General features: G+C 64.5%; 25 protein-coding genes. 19 read left to right on the top strand and 6 right to left on the bottom strand.

Annotation, left to right across the window (positions count from 1 at the left end):
• The 4 genes from rpoN to PKA57_RS08770 form a co-directional block, all read left to right on the top strand.
• A partial coding sequence (gene rpoN, locus PKA57_RS08755; protein ID WP_324299603.1) for an RNA polymerase factor sigma-54 occupies positions 1–1,230 on the top strand: 1,230 nt, incomplete at its 5' end.
• 284 nt (positions 1,231–1,514) lie between these two features.
• Positions 1,515–2,093 carry a ribosome-associated translation inhibitor RaiA gene (gene raiA / locus PKA57_RS08760; RefSeq protein ID WP_324299605.1) on the top strand — a complete coding sequence of 193 codons (579 nt, stop codon included), beginning with the start codon at positions 1,515–1,517 and terminating at the stop codon, positions 2,091–2,093.
• 69 nt (positions 2,094–2,162) lie between these two features.
• On the top strand, positions 2,163–2,627 hold the full coding sequence (ptsN, locus tag PKA57_RS08765) for a PTS IIA-like nitrogen regulatory protein PtsN (RefSeq protein ID WP_324299607.1): 465 nt from the start codon (positions 2,163–2,165) through the stop codon (positions 2,625–2,627).
• A 34-nt stretch (positions 2,628–2,661) separates the two neighbouring features.
• The gene (locus PKA57_RS08770) at positions 2,662–3,042 is read left to right on the top strand and encodes a YbaN family protein (RefSeq protein WP_324299609.1); all 381 of its coding nucleotides are present in this window, start codon (positions 2,662–2,664) and stop codon (positions 3,040–3,042) included.
• 43 nt (positions 3,043–3,085) lie between these two features.
• Here PKA57_RS08770 and PKA57_RS08775 read toward each other — a convergent pair whose 3' ends face one another.
• A complete protein-coding gene (locus tag PKA57_RS08775; RefSeq protein ID WP_324299611.1) occupies positions 3,086–3,385 on the bottom strand; it encodes a DUF1150 domain-containing protein in 300 nt (99 codons plus the stop codon).
• A 41-nt stretch (positions 3,386–3,426) separates the two neighbouring features.
• Complete coding sequence (locus tag PKA57_RS08780; RefSeq protein WP_324299613.1) at positions 3,427–3,855, bottom strand: Hsp20 family protein; 429 nt, start codon at positions 3,853–3,855, stop codon at positions 3,427–3,429.
• Positions 3,856–4,135: 280 nt separating this feature from the next.
• Between PKA57_RS08780 and PKA57_RS08785 the strand changes: the two genes are divergently transcribed.
• The 10 genes from PKA57_RS08785 to PKA57_RS08830 all read left to right on the top strand — a co-directional run bounded on the left by PKA57_RS08785 (position 4,136) and on the right by PKA57_RS08830 (position 13,024).
• Positions 4,136–5,308 (top strand): acyl-CoA dehydrogenase family protein, encoded by a 1,173-nt coding sequence (locus tag PKA57_RS08785; RefSeq protein ID WP_324299615.1) that lies wholly within the window; start codon positions 4,136–4,138, stop codon positions 5,306–5,308.
• A gap of 139 nt (positions 5,309–5,447) precedes the next feature.
• Entirely contained in the window at positions 5,448–6,119 is a 672-nt protein-coding gene (locus PKA57_RS08790; RefSeq protein ID WP_324299617.1) for a 2OG-Fe(II) oxygenase, read from the top strand.
• On the top strand, positions 6,116–6,784 hold the full coding sequence (locus tag PKA57_RS08795; RefSeq protein WP_324299619.1) for a 2OG-Fe(II) oxygenase: 669 nt from the start codon (positions 6,116–6,118) through the stop codon (positions 6,782–6,784). The genes PKA57_RS08790 and PKA57_RS08795 overlap by 4 nt, the downstream gene beginning before the upstream one ends.
• A gap of 105 nt (positions 6,785–6,889) precedes the next feature.
• Positions 6,890–8,104 (top strand): amine dehydrogenase large subunit, encoded by a 1,215-nt coding sequence (locus PKA57_RS08800; RefSeq protein WP_324299621.1) that lies wholly within the window; start codon positions 6,890–6,892, stop codon positions 8,102–8,104.
• An 8-nt stretch (positions 8,105–8,112) separates the two neighbouring features.
• The gene (locus tag PKA57_RS08805; protein WP_324299623.1) at positions 8,113–8,646 is read left to right on the top strand and encodes a MauE/DoxX family redox-associated membrane protein; all 534 of its coding nucleotides are present in this window, start codon (positions 8,113–8,115) and stop codon (positions 8,644–8,646) included.
• Between the two features lie 4 nt (positions 8,647–8,650).
• A complete protein-coding gene (mauD, locus tag PKA57_RS08810; protein WP_324299625.1) occupies positions 8,651–9,274 on the top strand; it encodes a methylamine dehydrogenase accessory protein MauD in 624 nt (207 codons plus the stop codon).
• Positions 9,274–9,780, top strand: coding sequence for a methylamine dehydrogenase light chain (locus PKA57_RS08815; RefSeq protein ID WP_324299627.1), 507 nt, complete (start codon positions 9,274–9,276; stop codon positions 9,778–9,780). Before mauD ends, PKA57_RS08815 begins: the two co-directional genes overlap by 1 nt.
• 2 nt (positions 9,781–9,782) lie before the next feature.
• Positions 9,783–10,178: a hypothetical protein gene (locus tag PKA57_RS08820; protein WP_324299629.1), complete on the top strand. Its 396-nt coding sequence runs from the start codon at positions 9,783–9,785 to the stop codon at positions 10,176–10,178.
• Between the two features lie 85 nt (positions 10,179–10,263).
• Complete coding sequence (locus PKA57_RS08825; RefSeq protein ID WP_324299631.1) at positions 10,264–12,585, top strand: Tex family protein; 2,322 nt, start codon at positions 10,264–10,266, stop codon at positions 12,583–12,585.
• Positions 12,586–12,676: 91 nt separating this feature from the next.
• Positions 12,677–13,024 (top strand): hypothetical protein, encoded by a 348-nt coding sequence (locus tag PKA57_RS08830; protein WP_324299633.1) that lies wholly within the window; start codon positions 12,677–12,679, stop codon positions 13,022–13,024.
• 100 nt (positions 13,025–13,124) lie between these two features.
• Here PKA57_RS08830 and PKA57_RS08835 read toward each other — a convergent pair whose 3' ends face one another.
• Entirely contained in the window at positions 13,125–14,885 is a 1,761-nt protein-coding gene (locus tag PKA57_RS08835; RefSeq protein ID WP_324299635.1) for a class I adenylate-forming enzyme family protein, read from the bottom strand.
• 242 nt (positions 14,886–15,127) lie between these two features.
• On the opposite strand from PKA57_RS08835, the gene PKA57_RS08840 reads away from it, so the two are divergent.
• From PKA57_RS08840 to PKA57_RS08860, 5 genes are all read left to right on the top strand, one after another.
• Positions 15,128–16,390 (top strand): cytochrome P450, encoded by a 1,263-nt coding sequence (locus tag PKA57_RS08840; RefSeq protein WP_324299636.1) that lies wholly within the window; start codon positions 15,128–15,130, stop codon positions 16,388–16,390.
• Positions 16,391–16,511: 121 nt separating this feature from the next.
• Positions 16,512–16,934 carry a globin gene (locus PKA57_RS08845; RefSeq protein WP_324299638.1) on the top strand — a complete coding sequence of 141 codons (423 nt, stop codon included), beginning with the start codon at positions 16,512–16,514 and terminating at the stop codon, positions 16,932–16,934.
• Positions 16,935–16,980: 46 nt separating this feature from the next.
• Positions 16,981–18,999, top strand: coding sequence for a YgiQ family radical SAM protein (locus PKA57_RS08850; protein WP_324299640.1), 2,019 nt, complete (start codon positions 16,981–16,983; stop codon positions 18,997–18,999).
• A gap of 103 nt (positions 19,000–19,102) precedes the next feature.
• Positions 19,103–20,518 (top strand): aldehyde dehydrogenase family protein, encoded by a 1,416-nt coding sequence (locus PKA57_RS08855; RefSeq protein WP_324299642.1) that lies wholly within the window; start codon positions 19,103–19,105, stop codon positions 20,516–20,518.
• A gap of 85 nt (positions 20,519–20,603) precedes the next feature.
• Positions 20,604–22,052 carry an amidase gene (locus PKA57_RS08860; protein WP_324299644.1) on the top strand — a complete coding sequence of 483 codons (1,449 nt, stop codon included), beginning with the start codon at positions 20,604–20,606 and terminating at the stop codon, positions 22,050–22,052.
• Positions 22,053–22,055: 3 nt separating this feature from the next.
• Here PKA57_RS08860 and PKA57_RS08865 read toward each other — a convergent pair whose 3' ends face one another.
• From PKA57_RS08865 to PKA57_RS08875, 3 genes are all read right to left on the bottom strand, one after another.
• Positions 22,056–23,255, bottom strand: a complete 1,200-nt coding sequence (locus PKA57_RS08865; RefSeq protein WP_324299647.1) for an MFS transporter — start codon at positions 23,253–23,255, stop codon at positions 22,056–22,058.
• Between the two features lie 125 nt (positions 23,256–23,380).
• Positions 23,381–24,733 carry a DUF1329 domain-containing protein gene (locus PKA57_RS08870; RefSeq protein WP_324299649.1) on the bottom strand — a complete coding sequence of 451 codons (1,353 nt, stop codon included), beginning with the start codon at positions 24,731–24,733 and terminating at the stop codon, positions 23,381–23,383.
• 37 nt (positions 24,734–24,770) lie between these two features.
• Positions 24,771–26,546, bottom strand: a complete 1,776-nt coding sequence (locus PKA57_RS08875; RefSeq protein ID WP_324299651.1) for a DUF1302 domain-containing protein — start codon at positions 26,544–26,546, stop codon at positions 24,771–24,773.
• Positions 26,547–26,564: the final 18 nt, after the last annotated feature.

Genomic DNA, 26,564 nt, shown 5'->3' on the forward strand with positions numbered 1-26,564 from the left:
TATGCCGACGAAAGCCGCAGCGACGCGGCGAACGACGCGGCAGCCGAGGCGCCCGGCCCCACGGGCTCTGACTGGCAGAGCCTCAAATCAGGGAGCGGCGCGGGCGGCGACGGCGAGTTCAGCCTCGAAGCCACGCTCGCGCATGAAGCCACACTCGCCGAGCACCTCACCGCGCAGCTCAACATGGCGCTGAAGGACGAGCGCCAGCGGCTCATCGGCGCCCATCTCATCGATCTCGTGAACGAGGCGGGCTACATCACCGCCGATCTCGACGAGGTTGCCGGGCGGCTCGGCGCGGCGCCAGAGGAAGTCGAGCGCGTGCTGGCCGTGCTCCAGACCTTCGAGCCTTCCGGCATTTGCGCGCGCAATCTCAAGGAGTGCCTCGCGATCCAGCTCAGGGAGCGCGACCGGCTCGACCCTGCCATGCAGATCTTTCTCGACCATCTGGAGCTTTTCGCGCGGCGCGATTTCGATCTCCTGATGAAACTCTGCGGCGCTGACCGCGAGGACATCGCGAGCATGATCGAGGATATTCGCGGCTGCAATCCGAAGCCGGGCCTCGCCTTTGGCGGCGAACCGACCGTGCCCGTGATCCCCGACGTCTTCGTGCGCCCGCGCCCCGATGGCGGATGGAGCGTCGAACTCAATTCGGAAACGCTGCCGCGCGTGCTGGTGAACCAGCAATATTATTCCGAGGTGAGCAGGCTTTCCGGCGATCCGAAGGCGAAAGCCTATCTCTCCGAATGTCTCAACAATGCCAACTGGCTCGTCAAAAGCCTCGACCAGCGCGCGCGCACCATTCTCAAGGTCGCGTCCGAGATCGTGCGCCAGCAGGACGCCTTCCTCGTCCATGGCATCCAGCATTTGCGGCCGCTCAATCTGAAGACCGTCGCCGACGCGATCTCCATGCATGAATCGACGGTCAGCCGCGTCACCTCGAACAAGTACATCGCGACGCCGCGCGGCATCTTCGAGATGAAGTATTTCTTCACCTCGGCCATCGCCTCCAGCGAGGGCGGCGAAGCACATTCGGCCGAAGCGGTCCGCCATCGCATCAAGGAACTGATCGACGCCGAGCTGCCGGACGCCGTGCTCTCGGACGACAATATCGTCGACATCCTGAAACGCTCGGGCATCGACATCGCGCGGCGCACGGTCGCCAAGTATCGGGAAGCGTTGAACATTCCCTCCTCCGTCCAGCGGCGGCGGGACAAGAAAGCCTATGCCTGAGGGAGGCAGGGCCCCCTTCAAAGCCGGTAATTCGAGCCTATATAATTGAGATAAAACGGGTTTTTGCCGAAAGGCCGAGCCATGTTGACACCCCCGGAGCGGGCCACTAGTTTGCCACGCGCTCAAGCCCCCCCCAGAGGGAACGCAGCGAGGAGCAAAACGGGCGTGCGGCGCGGCGCGAGGCGCGAACGCAACGTCCGGCTGGGGGCAACGGGGCCGAAGGTGGTCTGACGGCCATTCGATTGCCGGCGTTTTGACGCGAATGTGACCCGGAAAGGTCTCTCATGCAGGTTCAGGTCAGCGGCCATCATCTCGACGTCGGAGATGCGCTCCGCACCCATGTCACGGAGCGCCTCGAACAGAGCGTCGGAAAGTATTTCGACAAGTCGATCGTCGGCCATGTCATTTTCTCGAAGGACGGGCACGAGTTCCGTGCGGATTGCTCGGTGCATCTCAATTCCGGCATGCGCATCCAGACGCAGGGCCGCGCTGGCGAGCCCTACGCCTCCTTCGACGCCGCGATCGAGAAGCTCGACAAGCGGCTGCGCCGTTACAAGCGCCGCCTCAAGAGCCACACCAACGGCGCAAGGACGGCGCTGCCCGCCCAGTCCGTGCCTTCCTTCGTCATCGAGGCAGGCAACGAGCAGGAAGAGGCGGCGATCGACGGCCAACCCGTCATCATCGCCGAGGAGACGACCTCCATCCCGCATCTCAGCGTCGGCGATGCCGTCATGCAGATGGATCTGATCGACGCTCCCTTCTTCGTCTTCCGCAGCGGGGCGAATGACGGGCTCAATGTCGTCTATCGCCGTGACGACGGACATATCGGCTGGATCGACGCCGGTCGCGACAAAGCACAATAACCAGAAACACAAGGCCAGAGCCGTTCGCCGCCTCGGCGGACGGCTGACGAGCAGGACAGGACGCGGACCATGGAGCTTGAAGATCTGGTGTCGCCCGAGGGGGTGATCGCTCACCTTAAAGTCACCAGCAAGAAGCAGGCACTGCAGGAGCTTGCCCAGCGCGCGGCCGCGCTCACCGGCGTTTCCGAGCGCACGGTGTTCGAGACGCTGCTTGAGCGCGAGCGCCTCGGCTCGACGGGCGTGGGCCAGGGCATCGCCATTCCGCATGGCAAGCTTTCGCAGCTCACACGGCTCCATGGCCTCTTCGCGAGGCTCGACACGCCGGTCGATTTTGATTCCGTGGACGACCAGCCGGTCGATCTCATCTTCCTGCTGCTCGCGCCCGAATCGGCCGGTGCCGACCATCTGAAGGCGCTGGCCCGCATTTCGCGGCTCCTGCGCAATCAGGCCGTGGTCGAAAAGCTGAGGGCGAGCGACGATCCGGCGGCGCTCTTCGCCATTCTCACCGAACCGGCGGCCACCAGCGCCGTCTGAGCGTGGAAATGCCGCCCGCCCGGACGGAACGGCAATGAACCCGATCGGAAGAATTCTCCTGATCGCGGGCGGGCTCGTCTCGGTCGGATTGGGCATAGCAGGCGCGTTCCTGCCGCTGCTGCCGACCACGCCCTTCCTGCTTCTGGCCGCCTATCTTTTCGCGCGCAGCTCGCCATCGCTGCATGGCTGGCTTCTCAACCATTCCATGCTCGGCCCCATCATCGTGAACTGGGAGCGCTACGGCGTCATTCCGCTTCGGGCGAAGGTCCTTGCGCTGCTGCTGCTCGCCTGGTCCCTCGCCTTCAGCGTCTGGATGGATTTCCATGTGGCCGTGCTGGCCGTTCAGGGCGTGATGTGCGGCGGCGTCGCCGTTTTTCTTCTCACCCGGCCAAGCAACAGCGACTGCCAGCCCTGACGGTCTTTCGATAGTCCGGCACTTGATAGTCAAAGCACCTGGATCAGTGCACGCTCACGGGCTCGAGGTCGTACTGGCGCGCGCCTGCAAAGGCAGCGGCGCGGTTGTCGAGCACGGCCATGCGCTGGCCGTTCGCAGCGTGAACCGCATAAAGCCGCGTATCCGCCGGCACGTCGATTTCCGAGCCAAGTTCGCCCGCGAGCTCGCCGGCCAGAATCTCACGCACATAGACGATGTTCGGCATGCCGATATTGGCGAAAAGCTCCGGCGTCAGGTGGCGCAGGTCCTCGGCACCCCATCCCGTCTTCGTCCCGGTATCGAATTCGTCGTTGTCGTTACGCATTTTACGCTCCTTTCACGCGGTCCCATTCGAGGCGACGCGCGTCACTGGCCGCTGATCTCGATCGTCTTCACCAGTTTCGAGGGCTCCGGCCTTACGAGATCTATCGAAAGAAGGCCGTTCTCGAGCCTCGCACCCACGGCGTCCATTCCATCCGCAAGAACGAATGCCCGCTGAAACTGGCGCGCCGCAATTCCGCGGTGGAGAAAGACGCGCTCGTTCCCGTCGCGCTGGCGGCCACGAATGACAAGCTGATTGTCCTCCAGCGTGACCGAAAGCTCGTCGCGGGAAAATCCGGCGACGGCAAGCGTGATGCGAAGCGCCCGCTTCTGCGTGTCGCCGCTTCCGGCGATCACCTCCTCCACATTATAGGGAGGATAGCCATCCGATCCCTTCGCGACGCGCTCAAGCAGCTGTTCCATGTCATCGAAGCCAAGCAGGAACGGGCTGTTGAACTGCATCATGCGCGTCATTCCCAAAGTCCTTCGCAAAAGCGACCCGGTTCATTCGCGGCCCTGAAGCGGCACCGCTTGGCATCAATGTGGGGATTGCCAGCGCCCCATGCAAGCCGCATCACACCCATCGCCAAATCGCTGTTTTTAAACAAATTTTCTGCTTGTCGCCGGCTGGCCGCGGGTCCGCGCCCCAAACGCTGCGGCTGCCCCACCGGGCCGACGCGGCTTCATGCCACGTTCCTCGCGGGCCAGGTCCGGTTCAGGCTCAAGGCAACACATCGCAACGGGCGCCCGCGCAATGGAGAACGATCAGGCCTTTCTCGACGAAGTGCGGTCCTTCCTTTCGGAAAGACTCACGCCGGACCTCAGGGCGGCGGGACAGCGCACGACGGGCACGCATTCCGACATCGAAGCCTGCCGCATCTGGCATCGCCGCCTTTACGAGCGCGGCTGGATCGCGCCCGCCTGGCCTCTCGCCCATGGAGGCACGGGCTGGTCGGCGAGGCAGCGCTTTCTCTTCGAGCGGGAATGCGCGCTCAACGATGCGCCCATCCTGTTTGCCGGAGGGATCAGGAGCATCGGGCCTCTCCTCATTTCCATGGGCACGCTCGAGCAGCGCGAACGCTACCTCGCGCCCATCCTGACCGGCGACGACCTCTGGTGCCAGGGCTTCTCGGAAGCGGGCGCGGGCTCCGATCTCGCGGCGCTCGGAACGCGCGCGGTGCGCGACGGCGACGCTTACGTCGTCAACGGCGCGAAGATCTGGACGACCGGGGCCCATCACGCGAACCGCATGTTCGCGCTGGTGCGCAGCGCGCGCGGCGCGCGCCCACAGGAGGGGATCACCTTTCTTCTCATCGACATGGCGACGCCGGGTCTCAAGGTCGAGCCCATCCTTTCCTTCGACGGCGATCACGAATTCAATCAGGTCATCTTCGACGATGTGCGCGTACCCCTCGCCAATCGCGTGGGCGCCGAGGGCGAGGGCTGGGCGGTCGCAAAGCATCTCATGCGTTTCGCGCGCTCGAACAACACGACGAGCGGATTGCTGCGGCGCGCCTATCGCGCGCTGGAACGCCTGCTGGCGGCGGGTCCCGAAGCCGATGCCGGCTTCCCCGCTCGCCTTGCCGCCATCGGGACCGAGCTTCGCGCCTTCGAGAGTTTCGAACTTCGCCTGATGTCGGAGGGACGGCTTGCGGGCGATGACGAAGTCTCCTCCTCGCTCATGAAATGCATGGCGAGCGAGCTTCACCAGCGCATCACCGAAATCGCGCTCGACCTCGCCGGGCCCTATGCCGCCGTGGCGGGCACGCTCAACGGCAACAGCCCCGCCTTCGCCGGAGAGGCCGCCCATGCGGCGCATAAATATTTCAGTACGCGCGCGGCGAGCATTTATTCGGGTACGAACGAAACTCACCGCAACATCATCGCCCGCTCCATCGCCGCTCCCCGCGAGCATCCAAGACACTGAGACACTGATAATCAATCGCGCATGCGACGGCCGGTCGCGGCGATTGACAAAGTGACACATTGTTCGCGGGAAACCCCCGACACTAGCATCGCACCAATCGGCCGCGTGCCGCACATATGTCCGGCGAAGGGTGCGAGACATGATCGATTACGAAGCTCTCAAGGCTGCAAAGGTCGAACCGGACCCCTATCCGCATTTCGTCGTGCGCGATTTCATACCGGGCGAGATGCTGAGGAAAGTGATCCGGGATTTTCCCGATCTCGACATGGCGGGGCTCTTCCTGCCCGAAGCCGCAAGCGGCGGACCCGTTTTCAACAGGCTGCTTCAGGAATTGCGAAGCGGGGAGCTTGCCCGCATCATCGGCGAGAAGCTCGACCTCGATCTCGAAGACCGGCCGCCCCTCCTCACGATCAGAAGCTGCTGTCAGGCGCAGGACGGACAGATCCATTCGGATTCGTCCTTCAAGCTCGCAACGCTCCTTCTCTATCTGAACGAGCCATCTCCCCACAATGCGTGGGCGCCGACGGGCGGGCGGCTGCGCGTGCTGCGGGGGCCGGACGATCTCGACGATTATGCGACTGAGGTGCCGCCCGAAGGAGGCACGCTCGTCTGCTTCAGGGTGCAGCCGAATTCCTGGCACGGGCACGCGCCTTTCGTCGGCCCGCGCCGCTATGTGATGCTTAACTACTGCCGCGACGAAGACGTGCTGAGGCGCGAGGAAGCGCGCCACCGCGTATCGGGCAATGTCAAAAGACTGAAGCGCTTCTTCGGTCTCGGGCGAATACCGGACAGGGCGGAGGCACGGCCATGACGAAAATTTCCGCAGGCGGCGAGGCGATCGGCCACCACTTCCTCAAGGCGCTCGGCGAGGCGGACACGGAAGGCTTCCCCTTCCGTCACTGGCTGCTGTGCGATGCGCTGCCGACCGATGCGGCGCGCGCCATCCCTGCGCTTCCCATCGCGCCACCCGCGATCGACGATACGCAAGGAAAGCGCGAGACGCATAATGCAACGCGGAGCTTCTTCGCGGGCGAAAACCTCTCGCGCTTTCCGGTCGCACGCGCGATGGCCGACTGTTTTCAGGCGCCTGAAACCGTGCGGCAGATCGAGCGCGAGACGGGCGCGACGCTCACAGGCAGCTCGCTGCGCATCGAATATTGCCAGGACACGGACGGTTTCTGGCTCGCGCCCCATACGGATATCGGCGCCAAGCTCTTCACCATGCTCATCTATCTCTCGGAGAGCCCGGAGGCGGCGGGCTGGGGCACGGATATTTACGACGACGAGCTTCGCCATGCGGGCTCGGCGCCCGGCGGCTTCAATCGCGGGCTCATTTTCGTTCCGGGGCCGGACACATGGCACGGCGTAGAGCAGCGCCGCTTCAAGGGCGTGCGCAAGTCGATCATCGTCAACTATGTGAAACCCGAGTGGCGGGCGCGCCACGAACTCGCCTTTCCCGACCAGCCGGTCGGCTGAAACGTGGCGCAAACCCCAATCAGGACTTTCCCGAAACCCAAATCTGACGCCAAATAAGGCAAAGGGGCCTGCCTGCCGGGCCGGCGGGAATCTCGGGGAGGACACATGCGCGCCTTGGCTTCGATTGCGGCGGCCGTGCTTGCGCTTACGGCGGCGCCCGCGCTTGCGGCCGATCTCGAGCCGGAAACGCTCCGCGTGGAGGTGCTGCCGGACGGGCCCAGGGACCATTGGGTCTGGGTCGGCGATCTCGGCGCCCAGCACAATCCTGACACACGCGCGGTGCTCGTCGATGCCGACAAGGGCAAGATGCTCGGCATGCTGAGCACAGGCTTCTGGAGCGCGGGCGTGCTGCCGCAAAGATCGACCGGCAATATCGTCGCGCTCGAAACCTATTTCGAGAAGGGCACGCGCGGGACCCGCCACGACTATGTGACCGTCTACGATCCGCGCACGCTGCTGCCGCTTCACGAGATCGAGGTGCCGCCCCGGCGCATGACGGCGCTCGTGCAGACGCGCATGGCCGGCATGACCGATGACGACCGCTTCCTCGCCATCACCAATTTCACGCCGAAGCAATCGGTGAGTATCGTCGATCTCGGCGAAAACCGCTTCGTGGAGGAAGTGGACACGCCGGGCTGCGGGCAGATCTATCCCATGGATGCGCGGCGCCTGTTCCTCATATGCGGAGATGGCGGCATCAAGGTTCTGACGCTCGACGACAGCGGCAAGGTCGCCGGTCAGAAAGACGGCAAGGCCTTTTTCGATCCTTTCGAGGACCCCGTCATCGTTCATGCGGCGCGTATCGGCCATGACTGGCTTTTCGTCTCCTTCAACGGCGACATCTATCAGCTCGATGCGTCGGGAGCGGAGGTGACGCTTCGGGCGAAATGGTCGCTCCTCAGCGACAGCGAGCGAAAGAAGGGCTGGCGCACAGGCGGCTATCAGCCGCTTGCCATCGGCCGGCGGGACGGCCGCCTCTACGCGCTCATGCGCAAGGGGCCGGAGAGCACCTATGAGGAGCCGGGCGACGAGGTCTGGGTCTATGACATCGCGGCCCAAAGGCGCGTGGCAAAATTCGATCTCGCAAACCCGACGCTCGCCATCGAGGTCAGCCAGGACGAAAAGCCGATCGTCTATGCCGCCTCCATGCAGCCCGTCATTCCCTACTGGTCGCTCGCGGTTCTTTCGGTTCTCGGCAAGATCGGCGATATACTCGATCTCGTGAAACCGGCTCTCGACGTTTACGACGCGCATGCCGGAACGCATCTCAGAACCGTCGATCATGTCGCGTCCTTCGCGACATCGCTGCAACAACCATGAGCATGGCGATGCTGACGATCGATCCCGTCGCGGATCTTGCGCTTCGACTGGCGCTCGCCGCCGTACTGGCGATCGCCGCCTTTCACAAGCTGCGCGACCGCGCCACATTCGAGGCGCAGATCGCGGCCTATGCGCTGCTTCCCGAAGGACTCGTGCACCCCATGTCGCGCGCGCTTCCGCTCATCGAGGGGGCAGCGGCGCTCTTTCTCGTGGCGCGGTCAGAACATGCCGCCCTGCTCTCGGCCGCGATCTTCATCGCCTATGCGGGCGCGATCGGCATCAATCTCGCGCGGGGGCGGCGTGACATCGATTGCGGCTGCGGCGGCCCCGGCCGCAAGCAGATGCTCCATCCGGCGCTCGTGCTGCGAAATCTCGTCCTCGCCATCGCCGCAGCGACGGCGCAACTTCCGCTCGCGGGGCGCGTGCTTTCGATCGCGGATTACGCGGTCGGCATCCTCGCGGCCATCGCGCTTCTCGCGCTTTACGAGGCGGTGAATGCGCTCATCGCCAATCTCTCATCCCATACGCGCCTGAAAGCCTGAGCACATGGAACAGACCCTCATCGTCTCGAACATCCTGCTCTGGCTGCTCGTCATCGGGCTTGGCGGCGCGGTGATCCTGCTCGCGCGGCAGGTGGGCGTTCTGCATGAGCGCATCACGCCTGTCGGCGCGCTGATGGTGGCGAAGTCCGTGCGCGTGGGCGAAGCCGCACCCCTCCTCCGCCTTGCAAGCCTCACGGGCGGCGAGGTGACCATCGGCGGCAAACAGGCGGATGGCGCGAGCACGCTCGCCTTCTTCCTCTCGCCGACCTGCCCCGTCTGCACGACGCTGCTGCCGACCGCACGCGCCCTCGCGCGGCAGACGCCGGGCCTCCGGCTCGTGCTCGCAAGCGACGGCGAAGCGGCGGAGCACCAAGCCTTCATCGCCCGCAAGGGGCTCGATGACCTGCCCTATGTGCTCTCCGAACAGCTCGGGCTCGGCTTCGGCGTGAGCAAGCTTCCCTATGCCGTGCTCATCGACGGCGAAGGCATCGTCCGCGCGCATGGGCTCGTCAATACGCGCGAACATCTCGAAAGCCTCATCGAGGCGGAACGCGAGGGCGTCGCCTCGATCCAGGACTACATGAAACGCGAAAGGGCGGCGGCCGAAGCCGCGCGGGGAGGTGAGTGATGGGGGCGATCGACAGATGGACGGAGCGCTCGGCGCGCATGCTCGCGCGGGGCTCCTCCCGGCGCGGCTTTCTCGCAAGGGCGGGCGCATTTCTCATCGGCGCCGGTGTCGCGCCGCTCCTTCCGGTCTCGCGCGCCGGGGCGGCGGCAAAGGATGACGGCGACCCCACGCGCTGCGATTACTGGCGCTACTGCGCCATTGACGGCTTTCTGTGCAGTTGCTGCGGCGGCAGCACCAGCACCTGCCCGCCGGGAACGGTCGCCTCGGCCATCACATGGGTCGGCACATGCCGCAACCCGAACGACGGCAAGGACTACATCATCTCCTACAATGATTGCTGCGGGCGGAGCGGCTGCGGCCGCTGCACCTGCCAGCGCGACGAAGGCGACCGGCCGCTCTATCGCACCGACACGGCGAACGACATCAACTGGTGCGCGGGAAGCGGCGCCGACATCGTCTATAATTGTTCCACCGCCGTGCTCATGGGCGTGGCCACGGGAGAGTGACCTTGCGGCTCGCGGCGCTCGTGTTTCTTCTCTGCCTCGGCGCTTCGGCCGCGCTCGCCTCCCCGCGCACGGACTACATGCTGCGCTGCATGGGCTGCCATCTGCCCGACGGCGCGGAGACGCCGGACAAGGTGCCGCCGCTCAAGAATCACGTCGCGCGTTTCCTCTCCGTCGAGGGCGGGCGCGCCTATCTCGTGCAGGTGCCGGGCACGCGCCAGTCCGTGCTCTCCGACAAGGCGGTCGCCGATCTCCTGAACTGGCTCGTCGTCCATTTCGACGCGGCGCATATGCCCGAGAGTTTTGCGCCCTATAGCGAAGCGGAGGTGAGGGAACTGCGCTCGCATCATCTGCGCGACGCCGCCGCCGAGCGCGCGCGCCTTATCGAACGGATGGAGTAGCGCCCACGCGCTTTGACCGGCGGCGCGGGCGCGGGTAAAACCCGCCTCTCCCTTTCCACCCCGCGTCAGCTTTTCCACAGGTCCGATGAAATCCATCCAGCAGCGCATTGCCGAGGAGCTCGGCGTTCAGGAACGACAGGTCACGGCGGCAGTCGATCTTCTCGATGGCGGCGCAACGGTGCCCTTCATCGCCCGTTACCGCAAGGAAGTGACCGGCGCGCTCGACGACGCGCAGCTCCGCACGCTTGAGGAAAGGCTGCGCTATCTGCGCGAACTCGAGGAACGGCGGAAGGCCATTCTCGAAAGCATCTCGTCGCAGGGGAAACTCACCGACGCGCTGCGCCAGTCGATCGAAACCGCCGACAACAAGGCGCGGCTCGAGGACATCTACCTCCCCTTCAAGCCGAAGCGGCGTACCAAGGGCCAGATCGCGCGCGAGGCGGGGCTCGAACCGCTGGCCGACGCGCTTCTCTCGACGCCGACGCTCGATCCCGCCGAAGCTGCGGCGGCCTATGTCGATGCGGACAAGGGCGTCGCCGATGTCGCGGCGGCGCTAGACGGCGCGCGCGCCATTCTCGTCGAGCGTTTCGCGGAACATGCCGAACTCATCGGCTCGCTGCGCGAGGAAGTATGGACGCGCGGCCGCCTCGTCTCGCGCGTGCGCGAGGGCAAGGAAGCGGAAGGCGTCAAATTCTCCGACTATTTCGACTTCAGCGAGCCGCTGACGAAACTTCCCTCCCATCGCATTCTCGCGCTCTATCGCGGCGAGAAGGAAGAAGCACTGCAGCTTCAGATCGTGCCGGAAGAGCCCGTCGAGGGGCAGCCCAGCACCTTCGAGCGGCGCATCGCGCATCAGTTCGGCATTGCCGATCTCGGCAGGCCCGCCGACCGCTGGCTCCTCGACACGGCGCGCTGGGCCTGGCGCACCAAGATCCAGATCCACATCGATGTCGACATGCGGACGAGGCTGCGCCAGTTCGCCGAGGACGAGGCGGTGAAGGTCTTCGCCGGAAACCTGCGCGACCTGCTGCTCGCCGCCCCCGCCGGCACACGGCCGACGCTCGGCCTCGACCCCGGCTATCGCACCGGCGTCAAGGTCGCGGTCGTCGATGCGACGGGCAAGGTCGTCGCCACATCGACCATCTTTCCGCATGAGCCGCAGCGGCGCTGGGACGAAGCGATCGCCATTCTTGCGGGCCTTGTACGCACGCATAAGGTGGAACTCGTCGCCATCGGCAACGGCACCGCCTCGCGCGAAACCGACAAGCTCGCTGGCGAACTCATCAAGAAGCATCCCGAATTGCGGCTGACCAAGGTGATGGTCTCGGAGGCGGGCGCCTCGGTCTATTCGGCCTCCGCCTATGCCTCGAGCGAGCTTCCCGAACTCGACGTGTCGCTGCGCGGCGCGGTCTCGATCGCGCGGCGGCTTCAGGACCCGCTCGCCGAACTCGTCAAGATCGATCCGAAGTCGATCGGCGTCGGCCAGTATCAGCACGACATCAGCGAGCACAAGCTTTCGCGCTCGCTCGACGCAGTGGTCGAGGATTGCGTGAACGGCGTCGGCGTCGATGCGAACACGGCATCCGTGCCGCTGCTCGCCCGCGTATCGGGCATCGGCGAGAGCCTGGCGCAGGCGATCGTCGCCCATCGCGACCGGACCGGCCCCTTCCGCACGCGCGCCGCGCTCAAGGAGGTGCCGCGCCTCGGCGCCAAGGCGTTCGAGCTTTGCGCGGGCTTCCTTCGCATTCCGAATGGCGACGATCCGCTCGACGCATCGAGCGTGCATCCGGAAGCCTATCCGGTCGTGCGCCGCATCATCGAGAAGACCGGCGACGAACTGAAAAACCTCATCGGCAACACGGCGACGTTGCGCGGGCTCAGGCCGCAGGATTTCACCGACGAGAATTTCGGCGTGCCGACGGTGAGCGACATCCTCAAGGAACTGGAAAAGCCGGGGCGCGACCCCCGCCCCGCCTTCAAGACGGCGGCGTTCAGGGAGGGCGTCGAGAAGCTCAGCGACCTCGAGCCCGGCATGGTGCTCGAGGGCGTCGTCACCAATGTCGCCGCCTTCGGCGCCTTCGTCGATATCGGCGTCCACCAGGACGGACTCGTGCACATCTCGGCCATGTCGACGAGCTTCGTGAAGGACCCGCGCGACGTGGCGAAGCCCGGCGACATCGTGCGCGTCAAGGTGATCGAGGTGGACGTTCCGCGAAAGCGCATCGGCCTCACCATGCGGCTCGACGATACGCCAGAGCCGCGCGCGCCGCGCACGAGCGCAGGCGGACAGCGGGGCGGGCGCCCCGCTCAGAAGCCGCAGCAGGAGCGCAAGGGCGAGAGCGCCATTGGCGGCGCCATGGCGGAGGCGCTGCGTCGGGCGGGCCTCAGCCCCGATCGTGGCAAATAGGCGCGGAACCCGCGCGACGCTCTACCCTCTGGCGGGGCGGGCGCGAGGGGACTAATCTCGACATCGCAGCAATAATGTTACGAGGCGCGTCATGACCGGGTGGACGGGAACAGGCAAAAACGGCAGGCAGCACGAGAAATCAGTGGTGCGGCTCGTCGTCATGAACTGGATTCTCGGCGCGACGGTCGGCGTCATCTGCGGCGCGGTCGTGCTCGGGTTCGATATTGGCGGCGTGCGCGGCCTTCTCTTCGGCTCCGACCAGATGTGGGCCGGGCTCGTGCTCCTCTTCGGCGGCTTCATGACGACATTCGGCGGCGTGGTCTGCGCCACGGCGATCATGACCGTGCCTTACGAGGACAAGGGCCCGCGCGGCGGCAGGTTCGTTCCGGTCGAAAAACCGGCGCTTCGCCTCGCACGCGTTCCCGCAAGGCGGCGGTGACGGGCGGCCCGCGACGACGGGCCAGACATCAGGAGAAACAGGCTGACGCTCCACATCTCCCGGCCGAAAGCCGGGAGATGGGAGTTCCGGTCAGAAAACCTCAGGCCGAGGGCTCGGCGAAGATCTTCTTCAGTTCGGTCTTGAGGATTTTTCCGTTCGCATTGCGCGGCAGCGTCTCCGGCCAGAAGACGACCTTCACCGGCACCTTGAAGGCGGCAAGGCGCGAGGCCACGAAGTGGCGAAGCTCCTCCTCCGTCGCCGTGGTGCCGGGCTTCAGATGCACCACCGCTCCCGGCTCCTCGCCCAGCGTCTTGTGCGGGATCGGCACCAGCGCCGCATCCATGACCGCCGGATGCTCGTAAAGGACGTTCTCGACCTCGACGCAGTAGATGTTCTCGCCGCCGCGGATGAGCATGTCCTTGGCGCGGTCGATGATGTAGCAGAAGCCTTCCTCATCGAGGCGCGCGAGGTCGCCGGTCTTGACCCAGCCATCGACGAAAGTCTGCGCGGTCGCTTCCGGCTTGTTCCAGTAGCCCTTCACGACGTTCGGCCCCTTGCCCCAAAGCTCGCCGACCTCGCCCGGAGGCAGCGTCTCGCCATTGGGGCCGACGACCTTGAGCTCGCAGACGGGCACGGCCGGACCGCAGCTCGAGGGGCGGTTCTCGTAATCCTCGCCCTGATGGTTGGTGAAGGTGGCGGAGGTTTCCGTCATACCCCAGCCATTGCCCGGCTGCGACTTGGGGAAGACTTCCTTGATCTTGCGCACAAGCTCGGGCGCGGAAGGCGCACCGCCATAGGAAATGCCCTCGAGCGAGGAGAGATCGTATTTCGGCCGGTTCGGATGCTCGATGAGCTGCCAGGCGATGGTCGGCACGCCGCCCGCGCCCGTGATGCGCTCGCGCTCGATGAGCTGCATGGCAAGCTCGGGGTCCCATTTGCGCATCATCACGAGCTTCGCCCCGCCGAAGAGCGAGGGCGACATGATGGCGTGGCAGCCCGTCGCGTGGAAGAACGGCACGGAGATGAGCGTCGCCTTCTGCGGCGCCGAGGGATCGGGCTGGGGCGGCATCTCTCCCCGGCGCAGATAGGTCCGCGCCATGGAAATGCCCGATGCCATGATGTTGGAAACGATGTTGCGATGGGTGCCGAGCGCGCCCTTGGGCTTTCCGGTCGTGCCGGAAGTATAGAAGATCGTGGCGTCGTCCTCGGGATCGAGCGGCACATCGGGAAGCGCCCCCTCGGGGAGCTTGCTCCAGTCGTTCACCGCGCCAAGCACCGCCTCGAGCTTGACGATCATCGGATCCGTCACTTCCTCGTTCTCGCGCGTGACATAGACCCGCTTGAGATCGGGGCAGTTCTTCAGATGCGCGCTGATGCGCTCCAGCCGTTCGGCATCGACGATGGCGATCCTGGCGCCGGAATCGGTGAGACCGTATTCAAGCTCGGGCCCCGTCCACCAGGCGTTGAGCGGCGTGACGATGGCGCCTGCGAGCGCGGCGCCGTAGAAAACCGCCGGCCATTCGGGCAGGTTTCGCATGATGATGGCGACGCGGTCGCCCTTCTTCACGCCCTGGGCGATCAGCTCATGCGAGAAAGCGATGGCGGCACGCGCGAAGGACTCGTATGTCGCGCGGTCGTCCTCATAGACGAGAAAATCCTTCGCGCCATGCGCGCGGCCCGCGATGAATGCCTCGCGCAAGGTCGGCGGCGCGTTCTTCCAGACGCGCATCTTGACGCCGCGAATGACCTTTTCCTCCATCTCGAAAGGAATTCCCGGCGCGGTCAGAAAGGCATGGGCTTCGGCAATCGTCATCGCCGGCCATTTGGCTTTTGCGCCCTGAGCGGTTGCATTCTCGGTCATCGGCATCTCGCGGGTTCGTGTTCAGGAACTTGAAGAGGCGGAGAATGGGCCAGCGGCGCGCGCATCGCAAGTGCCGAGCGCTGGCGCCGAACCCCACGCGCGCGACGCCAACGATGATGGCAAACCGACAGTATTCCGCCATTGCATGGAGGCGCTGGCCACAGCCTGCCCCAACGGCTACCATCGCGCCAGAAACGGCCCGAGGAAAAAGGGCCGGTGTACAATAAACGGGAGGACAGCGGATGAGCCAGGCCGCGCCCAATACACCTAGAAAAGCAGTGTTCGACCCCTATTCGATTCCGATCGAGGAAATCGACGTCGCCAATCCGGAGCTGTTCCGCTCCAACGCGATGTGGCCCCATTTCGAGCGGCTGCGCCGCGAGGACCCGGTGCATTACTGCGCCGACAGCCAGTTCGGGCCTTACTGGTCGGTGACCAAGTACCACGACATCATGGCGGTCGATACGAACCACGCCGTCTTCTCCTCGGAAGCGGCGCTGGGCGGCATCACCATTCGCGACGGGCGCGAGGATTTCCGCCTGCCGATGTTCATCGCCATGGACCCGCCCAAGCATGACGCCCAGCGCAAGGTGGTTAGCCCGATCGTCGCGCCGGAAAATCTCGCGCGGCTCGAGGGCACGATCCGCGAGCGCGCCGGGCGCATTCTCGACGAACTGCCGCGCAACGAGCCCTTCGACTGGGTGGACAGGGTTTCGATCGAGCTGACGACGCAGATGCTCGCCACGCTCTTCGACTTCCCCTTCGAGGACCGGCGCAAGCTCACGCGCTGGTCGGACGTGGCGACCGCGGACCTCAACTCCAACATCGTCGAATCGGAGGAGGCGCGCGAAAAGGAGCTGCTCGAATGCGGCGCCTATTTCACCGATCTGTGGAACCAGCGCGTCAATTCCGAGCCCAAGGGCGATCTCATCTCCATGCTCGCGCATGCGGATGCGACGCGAAACATGGAGCCGATGGAATATCTCGGCAACGTGATCCTGCTCATCGTCGGCGGCAACGACACGACGCGCAACTCGATCTCCGGCGGGCTTTACGCGCTCAACCAGTTCCCGGATCAGTACAAGAAGCTGCGCGACAATCCGGACCTCATTCCCAACATGGTCCCGGAAATCATCCGCTGGCAAACGCCACTCGCGCATATGCGACGCACGGCGCTCGCCGATGCGGAGCTTGGCGGCAAGACGATCAGGAAGGGCGACAAGGTCGTCATGTGGTACGTCTCGGGCAATCGCGACGATGAAGTGATCGAGCGCCCGAACGAACTCATCGTCGATCGTCCGCGTCCGCGCCAGCACCTCTCCTTCGGCTTCGGCATTCACCGCTGCGTCGGCAACCGGCTCGCGGAAATGCAGCTCCGGATCGTCTGGGAAGAGATCCTGAAGCGCTGGCCCACCACCCATATCGAAGTGGTGGAGGAGCCGACCCGCGTGCTTTCGAGCTTCGTGAAGGGCTATGAGCGCATGATGGTGCGAATCCCGGCCTGACGCGGCCTCAGGTTTTCCCATCGGGAACACCGACGCCTGCCCTCCCTCGAAGCGGACATTTCCACCCGCTGCGAGGGAGGCAGCATCGCGAAAGAGCGGAGAGCGATCCTTGGACAGCCCCATGAACAGCGAAGCGATCATGCGGAGCCTCGATCTCGTCGCCGGGAAATGCGCCGATCCCGCGCCTTTCGTCTATGAACGGCTTTTCCGGCAGAGCCCGGAGATGAAGCCGCTCTTCCTCAGCGACACCAGCAATCTCGCAAAGGGCGAGATGCTCTTCCGCGTCATCGAGTGTTTCCTCGATTATGCGGGCCCGCGCGCCTATGCCGCCAATCTCATTTCGAGCGAATTGCGCAATCACGACAATCTGGGCGTGCCGCCCGAGGTTTTCGCGACCTTTTTCAGAACGGTTATGGAGACCTTTCGCGAAATCGCGGGAGGCGACTGGACGGCCGAGTTCGACGAGGCCTGGAGCGAGATGCTGCTGGGGCTCGATCGCATCGTTTCGGATCAGGCAGCCATGATGAGCGCGGGCGCGGCCTGAGCCGCACGCCATTGACGGGGGAGCCGTTCACACGCATCTTCCCGGCATGACCGATCCCAAGCCGCTCTTTTCCTACAAGAAACACTGGGCCCACCGCTTCGGCGTGGCGCCTTTTCTGCCCATGTCCCGCGCGGAGATGGACGAACTCGGCTGGGATCAGTGCGACGTGATCCTTGTCACGGGCGATGCCTATGTCGACCATCCGAGCTTCGGCATGGCCATTATCGGCCGGCTGCTCGAGGCGCAGGGCTTCCGCGTCGGCATCATCGCCCAGCCCGACTGGCAGAGCGCCGAGCCCTTCAAGGCGCTGGGTCGTCCCGCGCTTTATTTCGGCGTCACGGGCGGCAACATGGATTCGATGGTCAACCGCTACACGGCCGACCGGCGCCTTCGCCATAACGACAACTACACGCCGGGCGGCGAAGGGGGCAAGCGGCCCGACCGCGCGGCGATCGTCTATGCACAGCGCTGCCGCGAAGCCTACAAGGACGTGCCGATCGTGCTTGGCGGCATCGAAAGCTCGCTTCGGCGCATCGCGCATTACGACTACTGGTCGGACAAGGTGCGCCGCTCGATCCTGGTCGACGCCAAGGCCGACATTCTGCTCTATGGAAATGCGGAGCGCTCCATCGTCGAGGTGACGCATCGCCTCGCCAAAGGCGCAAAGCCCGCCGAACTCGACGATGTGCGCGGCGTCGCGCTGATGAAGCCCGCCGTGCCGGAAGGCTGGACGGAGGCGCATGCCGACGATCTCGATTCAGGCGATGAAGGCGGGCGCATCCGCAGCGAGAACACCGTCGTACGGCTTCCCTCCTTCGAGCAGGTGGAGGCCGATCCCGAAGCCTATGCGCGCGCCTCGCGCGTGCTTCACCGCGAGAGCAATCCCGGCAATGCGCGCACGCTGGTGCAGCGGCACGGGCACCAGGAACTCTGGGTGACGCGGCCGCCCATTCCGCTGACGACACCGGAGATGGACGCGGTCTACGAGCTTCCCTATGCCCGCGCGCCACACCCCGCCTATGGCGATGCGAAAATTCCCGCCTGGGAGATGATCCGCTTCTCGATCACGATCATGCGCGGCTGCTTCGGCGGCTGCTCTTTCTGTTCGATCACGGAACATGAAGGGCGCATCATCCAGAGCCGATCCGAAGGCTCGATCCTCAAGGAGATCGAGGAGGTACGCGACAAGGTGGAAGGTTTCACCGGCGTCATCTCCGACATTGGCGGGCCGACGGCCAACATGTATCGCATGGCCTGCAAGGACAAAGAGACGGAGGCGCTGTGCCGGCGTCCCTCCTGCGTCTATCCCGATGTCTGCAAGAACCTCAACACGAGCCATGAGGCGCTTATCAATCTCTACCGCAAGGCGCGCGAGATTCCGGGCGTCAAGCGCGTGATGGTCGCCTCGGGCGTGCGCTACGACCTTGCCGTCAGGAGCCCGGCCTATGTGAAGGAGCTGGTGACGCATCATGTCGGCGGCTATCTCAAGATCGCGCCGGAGCACACCGAGGACGGCCCGCTCTCCAAGATGATGAAGCCGGGCATCGGCGCCTATGACCGCTTCAAGAAGATGTTCGACGAAGCGGCGAAGAAGGCGGGCAAGGAATATTTCCTCATCCCCTATTTCATCGCCGCGCATCCCGGCACGACGGATGAGGACATGATGAACCTCGCCCTCTGGCTCAAGCGCAACAAGTACCGCGCCGATCAGGTGCAGACCTTCCTGCCCTCGCCCATGGCGCTCGCAACGGCCATGTATCATTCGGGCAAGAATCCGCTCCGCCCCGTGCGCCGCGGCGCGTCGGAATCCGTCGAGACGGTCAAGGGGCTGAAGCAGCGCCGGCTGCACAAGGCCTTTCTGCGCTATCACGACCCGGAAAACTGGCCCACCTTGCGCGAGGCGCTGAAGCGCATGGGCCGGGCCGACCTCATCGGGCCGGGCAAGCATCAGCTCGTTCCGGCCTGGCAGCCCGCAGGCACGGGCAAGAGCGGCGGCGAGGGAAAGCGCTTCGGCCAGAAGCACAGGACGCAGAAATTCACGACCAAGGGCGTGCGGCTGGTCTGAGGCAGGCTGCGCATCTCGCTTCGCCTAGCCTCGGCGGGCTATTTCCTCGCCGGGCGCGGTGCCGGACCCTAGGCCGGTTGCAAACTCGGACGGAGCGCGCCCCTTGATCCGCATCAAACCCTGCTACATGGACGGCCGCTGGATCGACACCGGCGGGCGAGACGTTCGCGAACTCGTCAACCCCGCAACCGAGGAGATCTACGGACAGGTCGCTCTCGGTACGGATGAAGATGTCGAGCGGGCAGTCGCCGCGGCACGGCGCGCCTGTCCATCCTTCGCTGCGACCCGGAGGGAAGAACGCCTCTCGCTGCTCGAAAACATCCTCGCCGCCTATAGGCGGCACTATGAGGAATTCGTAGCCGCGATCACGCTCGAAATGGGCGCGCCCGTCACATTGTCGCGCGAGGCGCAGGCTGCGGCGGGCCCCGACCAGCTCGAAGCGACCATCGCCGCGCTCGCCGCGATGGAGCCTGTCCGGCGCATCGGCAATGCGGCGATCCATCGCGAAGCCATCGGCGTCTGCGGGCTCATCACGCCCTGGAACTGGCCGATCAGCCAGATCGTGTGCAAGGTCGCGCCTGCGCTTGCCGCAGGCTGCACCATGGTGCTGAAGCCGAGCGAGATGACGCCCTATTCGGCGGAACTCTTCGCGCGCGTGCTCGAAGAGGCGGGCGTGCCACCCGGTGTGTTCAACCTCGTGCATGGCGATGGCCGCACGGTCGGCAGCGCGCTCGCCGCACATCCCGGCATCGACATGGTGTCCTTCACGGGCTCGACGGCAGCGGGCATCGAGGTTGCAATCAGGGCCGCGCCGACGGTGAAGCGCGTCTGTCAGGAACTCGGCGGCAAATCCCCGAACATCCTGCTTCCGGATGCAGATTTCGAACACGCCGTGCCGCAGGCCGTCGCCATGTGCATGGACAATACGGGCCAGTCCTGCAACGCGCCGACGCGCCTCCTCGTGCCGCAGGCGCGCCATGACGAGGTTCTCGCCATGGCGGAAGCCGCGGCGAGAAAGCTCATTGTCGGCGACCCTCAAGACCCTGCCACCGAAATCGGACCGCTGGCCTCCGCCATCCAGTTCGAGCGGGTGAGGCGTCATATCGATGCCGGCAGCCGCGAGGGGGCGGTCCTCGTCACGGGTGGCGACATGGCAGGGCAGCAGCGTGGATACTTCATGGCGCCGGCCATATTCGGCGCCGTCCGCCCTTCCATGTCGATCGCGCAGGAAGAAATCTTCGGGCCTGTGCTCGCCGTCATGCCCTATCGCGACGAGGCAGAAGCGATCGCCATCGCCAATGACACGCGCTACGGGCTTTCGGCCTATGTCTCTTCGGCCGATACGGAACGCGCGCTCCGCGTCGCGGCGCGGCTCCGCGCTGGCAACGTGCATATCAACGGCGCGGCGCTCGAGGCGTCGGCGCCCTTCGGCGGCTACCGGCAATCGGGCAATGGCCGCGAGCAGGGAGTTTTCGGCATCGAGGAGTTCACCGAGGTCAAGGCCGTGATCATGGCCTGAGGGCTCATTGCCCTACATGGGACATGGGCAGGGCGTCTGCCTCCGGCCTATTCTCCATGTTCATAAAATTCCGGGGGAATGCAGCATGGCCGCCGATCTCGATCTCGTCTATTTGTCCGCGGCGGCGCAATTGCGCCTCTTCAGGGCACGCGAACTCTCTCCCGTTGAAATGCTCGATGCGCAGATCGCGCGCGCCAACGAGGTCGAACCGAAGATCAATGCCACCGCCTGGCAATTCTTCGATGAGGCGCGCGTGGCGGCGAAGCATGCGGAAGATCGCTATATGCGCGGCGAAGCGCGGCCGCTCGAGGGGGTCGCGCTCGCGGTCAAGGACGACACGGATGTCGAAGGCAAGGTGACGGCATCGGGCTCCGTCCTTTTCAAGGATTACGTGGCGCCCGTCTCACACCCGATGGTGCAGCGCTATGTCGACGCGGGCGCGATCGTCCATATGAAGACGACCGTGCCGGAGTTCTGCATGGCGGGCGTCACGAAGTCGGCGCTCTGGGGCGTCACGCGCAATCCGTGGAACCTCGACTATACGCCGGCCGGCTCCTCGGGCGGTTCGGGCGCCGCACTCGCGGCGGGCATGTGCACGCTGGCGACGGGCAGCGACTCTGCCGGTTCCATCCGGCTGCCTGCGAGCGTCAACGGCGTCTATGGCCTCAAGGCACCTTACGGCCGCTTTCCGACTGTTGTGCCATGGGCGCTGGCGCCGCAATCGGTCTATGGGCCCATGGCGCGCAGCGTTGGCGACCTTGCCATGATGTATGATCTCGGCAACGGGCCTGCGCCTTACGATCACACAGCGCTTCCGAAACGCAGCCTGCCCACGCGCCTTCCCGATCCCGCGGGGATGCGCATCGCCTATAGTCCCGATCTCGGCTACGCGCAGGTCGATCCGGAGGTCCGCCGCAACACCGAAGCCGCCCTCCGGCACTTCGAGGCTCTGGGCGCTGCGGTTGAAGAGGTCAGAATCGGCTGGACTGCGGAGATGGTTTACGACGCTTTTGTCGGAACGGCGCTCACGAGCTACTGGCGCAACTTCATCGACAATGTCGTCGATCTCGTGACGAAGCCGGACGATGTGTCCGATCATTTCAGGCACATGCACGCCATGGCCACCGCAATGCCGAAGGGCACAGTGGAGCGCGCGGCGGATCTCGTCGCCGAGATGAACCGGGAGATCAGCGCCATCTATGGCGCCGGTTTCGATGCGATCGTCTGTCCGACCGCCGCCGTTCCTTCCGTTCCGGCGGAGCATGAAGCTTTCGCCGACGAACTCGTCATCAATGGCGTGAAGGTGGACGGGTTCACGGGCTGGTGGCTCACACACCCCTTCAATCTGCTCTATCTGCATCCCATCGTCGTGGCACAGACGGGACGCGCATCGAACAACGTTCCGACCTCGATCCAGATCATCGCGAACCGCTATGACGATGTGACGGCATTCGCGCTCGCCGCCGCCTATGAGCGCGTGGCGCCGCCGCTTTTCAGCGGCGATGCCTTTCCCGATTTTCGCGGAAGAAGCTGAACCTCATGGCTCGATCCGGTCGGCGACAATCGCTGGCCGGGCAACGATCATTGCCGAGACTGCGAGCATCAGAACGGCCGCCCCGAAGGCCATGGCGAAGGAACCGCCATCTATCGCCGCGCCGAGAAGGGCGGGACCGAAACCCGCCCCGACCGAAGCGGCAAGCATGCCCCAGATCGCGAGCCGGCCCGACCTGTCGAGACAGGCCTGCACGGCCTGAAAATAGGGAACGGCGATCGCCCAGGCGATATTCTGCAGCACGAGGCCAAAGATCAGAAGAGCGCTCGAAGCACTCGACAGCGCAAGCACGAGCGTCGGCAGGACATAGAGGGCGAGCGAGACAAGCAGGGGGCGCCATCGCCCATAGCGGCTCCCGAAAACGAGAACGAGCACGGTGCCGGGAATGCCGCAGAGCGAGGAGAGCGCAAGCACGCGCGCTGCCGATGCGGACGAAAGGCCGCTCAGCTCTGCATAGCGCAGCATGTAGCTCCACAGCCCGACAACCGCGAGTTCGAAGAGCGCGAAGGCCAGCACGGCAAGAACCATGAGCCCGAGCGATCTTCGATCACTCGCGGCATCGGTTTCCTCCGCCGGAGCGACGAGCGGCGCAAAACCGCCATTCAGATTGAAAAGTGGTGAAAGAAGAATGGCGGCAAGGCCGAGCGTCAGCAGCGCCACATAGATGCTCGCATCGCCGAACCATGGCTCGATCACGGGAATGAGCGCAAAAAGCAGCGCCGTCAGCACGAATTGAAGCATGACCGAGATGCCGAATCCGCGCTCGGCATGTTCATGACGGCCGAACCAGTTGGTCATGGCGCCAGCGAGAAGGCCGAGTCCGAAGCCTGCAATGAGGCGCAGCACGCCAAGCTCGACGGCGGATGCGGCAAAGATCGAGGCGATGTCGCCCGCCGCGGCAATGGCGATACCAGCCCGCGCGATACGGACGAGCGGCCAGCGGGAAACGAGGACGATCGAAAGGGCGAGGCCGACGGTCGCCGCGAGAATATTGGCCGTCGCGATGAAGCCTGCCACCTGCTCCGTGAGCTTCAGATGCACGAGCCATGTGTTGACCAGTGCTGGCAACATGGAAGCGAAGAGCATGCCATAGCTGCCTGCGAGCGCGATGAGGAACAGCACCGCCGGGCGGCGATGATCGATGGACGCCCACCAGGCTTGCCCCGAAGGCTCACTCGCTTCCATTGCTCAACGCCTCTTCCGCCGTGGTCACGGCGAGCTTACACGGGATGACGAAAAAATGGGCGGGATCCTGAAGTCCCGCCCAAGTAGGAGGATCAACATGCACATGCACGCGACGGGAGATAAGCTCAGCGCGTACCCCGCTTGCGCAGATAGCCGATGGTGAACATATCATCGGTCGCGCCACCCGTTGCCTCGGCGTGGAAATCGGGGCGGCGGTCGTCATTGTAGGCGAGGTCGAGAATGTAGCGGCCGACCTGGAAATCGTAGAAGGTCTGGCCGAAGCTGAAGCAGGTGGGGACGTCATAAGCGTTTACGGTCGTCTCCTCCTGATAGCGCCAGAGCGCGCCCTGGCTGTCATAGATATCGGTCGCGACGACACGCCAGCTATCCTCATCGATATAGAAGACGCGGCGGGGCAAGAGGTGCCTGATGCCGGGCTTGAGATTCGCCTCCACCACCCAGACCCTGTGAAGCTCGTAGCGGACGAGGTCGCGATTGGGAAAGTTCTTCTTCGTCAGATCGCGAACGCGATGAGCGGAGCTTGCAAAGGCATAGTTGTTGTAGGAAATGAAAACTTCCTTCTTGCCGAGAAGCTTCCAGTCGTAGCGATCGAGCCTGCCGTTGAACATGTAGAGCTGATCGTTCGTCGCAAGCCCCTCATAGCCCGAGGAAGGATTGTCATAGGCGAGCGTCGGAGCGCGGCGGACGCGGCGAAGACCGGGCGTGTAGATCCAGGCGTTGCGCTCGCCGTTCAGCGTCTCGTGAACGAGATATTCCTCGCCCGCAAGCCGCGCCGGCTCCGTATAGATCGTGAAATATTTGAGCTGAACGTTGTTGAGCGCCTCAAACGTCGTGTTCGCCGGGTTGTAGTAGCTCGAGAGGCGAACTTCCTCCCATTTCTGGGGCACGAACTTGCCGCCCTCATCGACCACGGCCGATGTGCCGGCCACATTGCGCCCGACACCCTCGAAGGCAAGGCGGTGGTTCCACATCGCTTCGGCACCAGATTGCGGCAGCGGGAAGGGAAGCCCACCCGGCACAGCGTTCACGAGATCGGAATTCGCGGGATCGAGCTTCGCGACGCCGACATTCTGCTTCGTCTTCTCGTAATTGCTGGCCGGAAGGGAGCAACTGCGATGCGTCGGATAGACGTCCATCCTGTATTCGGGGTAGCGCGCGAAGAGCATGCGCTGCCCGGCGGTCAGCTGGTCCTTGTATTGATCGACATTGCTCTTCTCGATCGAGAAGAGCTTCGCGTCCCCGGCATAGGGATCGACATAATCCCCGCCCGGCTTGTAGCCCGCCGGCGGCGTCGTGATGCCGCCATCCCAGGCCGGAATGGTGCCCGCGGCATTGCCGGCGCGCTCCGCACCCACCGGCGTGAGCTTGCCGCCGAGATCCGACGCATCGCTTGCCAAAGCGCTACCGGCAACCGCACAGGCGAGCAGAGTCGCGGCGGCAAAATACCCTTTCGACATTTTCTTGACCCTTTCAGATTTCTGGATCGTGCCGCGTTCAGAACGAATAGGCGACGCTGACGGAGGCGAAGTCGCGATCGCTCGCGAAGTTCATCATCCCGCCGCCGAAATTGTTGGTGTAGGCAACGCCGATGCTCCAGACGGACTGGTAGTCCGCCGTCAGGCGCAGCGTGATGGACTTGCGCCCATCGATATGCGTATCGGTGAGCGCATAGTCGAGCGCCGTGCCGCGCACATCATGCTTGAAGCTCACGCCGGGATAGAGAACCCATGGCGTGCCCCAGACGCCCTGATAGCTGCCCGTCACATCGAGCACGTAACCGGCCGCATTGACGTCGCCGAATGTGTAGGCGGGCTTCCGGTCGAAATGCGTCCATGCGGCTTCGGCCATCACGGTCAGATCGTCCATGCCGAGCCCACGGATGAGCGGTCCGAAAACAGGATCCGTCGGCGGCGAGATGTAAATCGCGTTGAGGATCGTCTGTGTACGGTTCGCACGGGCGAAACCCTCCTCCCTCGCCCCGCCAAGGAAGGTGACGGGGTCCGCTTCCATCGCCTTGATCGCGGCGGGCGTGAAGGGGTCGGCGAGCGGTACGGCATAGCCCGGCTGATGCGCGACCTCGGCACCGAAGGAAACGCCCTGCCACACATAGCTCGCCGTCACGCCATAGAGGTTCTGATCTTCGGCGTAATTGAGGAAATAGGACATGGGGTAGCAGTCGACAGGCGTGCCGAAGCACTGCGCGTTGACGCCGACTGCCGGCACCTTCTGGTGATAGCGCATGTAGTAGAGGCCGAATTCCGTCTGTAGCGCATCGGCGAAATAGCGGCCCGAAACGCCCCACTGGCCGGAATGGCGCGGCTCGCCGCCGCCGACATCGGGGATGGCCGTGCCAAGAAGGAACTGAGCATCGGCCGGAACGCCGGACGCACCCGGATCGCCGATACCGCCGAGAGCGGGTCCGTAGAAAATACCCTGATGGCCGGGGCCGATGATGTCTTCCTGAGAGAAGAAAGTGCCGACCGGATCAAGCTCGGTCGGATTCCACCGCACCTGATAATAGGCAGAGATGTCGAGGCCATCGAAGGGCGAGAACTGCACGAGGCCCATGGGCGCCGGTAGGAACGCCTCCTTGATCTCGGCGCCGGCACCGCGCAGCTTCGAGGTATCATAGGAATTGGTTTCGGCAATACCGCCGCCGAAGAAGAGGCTTTCGCCCCAGTTCAGCACCTGATTGCCCAGGCGCACATTCATCGACATGTCACCGACGGGAACCTCGCCATAGACATAGGCGTCGAGGAGCCGGATGCGGCGGCCTTCGCGATGAACCGCCGTGTCACTGAGGTCGGTTCGCCGGGTCGAATCCCTGTCGGCGAGAATCGCATCGACGAAATAGCTGCTGCGAAGGAAGACACCATAGTCGCCGGACTTCACCTCGATTTCGGTGAGGCCCCCGAGCGGCGCGCTGACAATGTCCCAGCGGTCGAAATTGAGATCGCCGTCATCATAATTGTCAGTCAGGCCATCCGAGGCGCAGCCCTGCGGATTGGTGGAGCTTATGAAGGCGCAATTGCGCGGCGAGGTTCGCACCATGGCGCTCGCGGACAGCGTCGTGTCGATGGCGATGTCGAACGCGCCGGATTTGAACTTCATGGCCATGGCCGCTTCCGGCATGGCTGTTGCGAAGATGAGACCTGCTCCGGCGAATAGCCCCAGAAGCCCCACCTTCCGATTCCCGTACTCCCCCAGCATTAAGCCCCCCTCGTTCATGCGGGCCCGCCTCCCGAGCGGCCCTTTACAAAATCCCGGCATGGAAGCCGAGGTTGCCAG

The sequence above is a fragment of the Parvibaculum sp. genome (genome assembly GCF_035325945.1).
GTDB lineage: Bacteria > Pseudomonadota > Alphaproteobacteria > Parvibaculales > Parvibaculaceae > Parvibaculum.

Excerpts from the sequence above, each read along its gene's own strand:
- raiA (WP_324299605.1), top strand. The coding sequence starts at position 1,515 with ATGCAGGTTCAGGTCAGCGGCCATCATCTCGACGTCGGAGATGCGCTC.
- ptsN (WP_324299607.1), top strand. The coding sequence starts at position 2,163 with ATGGAGCTTGAAGATCTGGTGTCGCCCGAGGGGGTGATCGCTCACCTT.
- PKA57_RS08770 (WP_324299609.1), top strand. The coding sequence starts at position 2,662 with ATGAACCCGATCGGAAGAATTCTCCTGATCGCGGGCGGGCTCGTCTCG.
- PKA57_RS08775 (WP_324299611.1), bottom strand. The coding sequence starts at position 3,385 with ATGCGTAACGACAACGACGAATTCGATACCGGGACGAAGACGGGATGG.
- PKA57_RS08780 (WP_324299613.1), bottom strand. The coding sequence starts at position 3,855 with ATGACGCGCATGATGCAGTTCAACAGCCCGTTCCTGCTTGGCTTCGAT.
- PKA57_RS08785 (WP_324299615.1), top strand. The coding sequence starts at position 4,136 with ATGGAGAACGATCAGGCCTTTCTCGACGAAGTGCGGTCCTTCCTTTCG.
- PKA57_RS08790 (WP_324299617.1), top strand. The coding sequence starts at position 5,448 with ATGATCGATTACGAAGCTCTCAAGGCTGCAAAGGTCGAACCGGACCCC.
- PKA57_RS08795 (WP_324299619.1), top strand. The coding sequence starts at position 6,116 with ATGACGAAAATTTCCGCAGGCGGCGAGGCGATCGGCCACCACTTCCTC.
- PKA57_RS08800 (WP_324299621.1), top strand. The coding sequence starts at position 6,890 with ATGCGCGCCTTGGCTTCGATTGCGGCGGCCGTGCTTGCGCTTACGGCG.
- PKA57_RS08805 (WP_324299623.1), top strand. The coding sequence starts at position 8,113 with ATGCTGACGATCGATCCCGTCGCGGATCTTGCGCTTCGACTGGCGCTC.
- mauD (WP_324299625.1), top strand. The coding sequence starts at position 8,651 with ATGGAACAGACCCTCATCGTCTCGAACATCCTGCTCTGGCTGCTCGTC.
- PKA57_RS08815 (WP_324299627.1), top strand. The coding sequence starts at position 9,274 with ATGGGGGCGATCGACAGATGGACGGAGCGCTCGGCGCGCATGCTCGCG.
- PKA57_RS08825 (WP_324299631.1), top strand. The coding sequence starts at position 10,264 with ATGAAATCCATCCAGCAGCGCATTGCCGAGGAGCTCGGCGTTCAGGAA.
- PKA57_RS08830 (WP_324299633.1), top strand. The coding sequence starts at position 12,677 with ATGACCGGGTGGACGGGAACAGGCAAAAACGGCAGGCAGCACGAGAAA.
- PKA57_RS08835 (WP_324299635.1), bottom strand. The coding sequence starts at position 14,885 with ATGACCGAGAATGCAACCGCTCAGGGCGCAAAAGCCAAATGGCCGGCG.
- PKA57_RS08840 (WP_324299636.1), top strand. The coding sequence starts at position 15,128 with ATGAGCCAGGCCGCGCCCAATACACCTAGAAAAGCAGTGTTCGACCCC.
- PKA57_RS08845 (WP_324299638.1), top strand. The coding sequence starts at position 16,512 with ATGAACAGCGAAGCGATCATGCGGAGCCTCGATCTCGTCGCCGGGAAA.
- PKA57_RS08850 (WP_324299640.1), top strand. The coding sequence starts at position 16,981 with ATGACCGATCCCAAGCCGCTCTTTTCCTACAAGAAACACTGGGCCCAC.
- PKA57_RS08860 (WP_324299644.1), top strand. The coding sequence starts at position 20,604 with ATGGCCGCCGATCTCGATCTCGTCTATTTGTCCGCGGCGGCGCAATTG.
- PKA57_RS08865 (WP_324299647.1), bottom strand. The coding sequence starts at position 23,255 with ATGGAAGCGAGTGAGCCTTCGGGGCAAGCCTGGTGGGCGTCCATCGAT.
- PKA57_RS08870 (WP_324299649.1), bottom strand. The coding sequence starts at position 24,733 with ATGTCGAAAGGGTATTTTGCCGCCGCGACTCTGCTCGCCTGTGCGGTT.
- PKA57_RS08875 (WP_324299651.1), bottom strand. The coding sequence starts at position 26,546 with ATGCCGGGATTTTGTAAAGGGCCGCTCGGGAGGCGGGCCCGCATGAAC.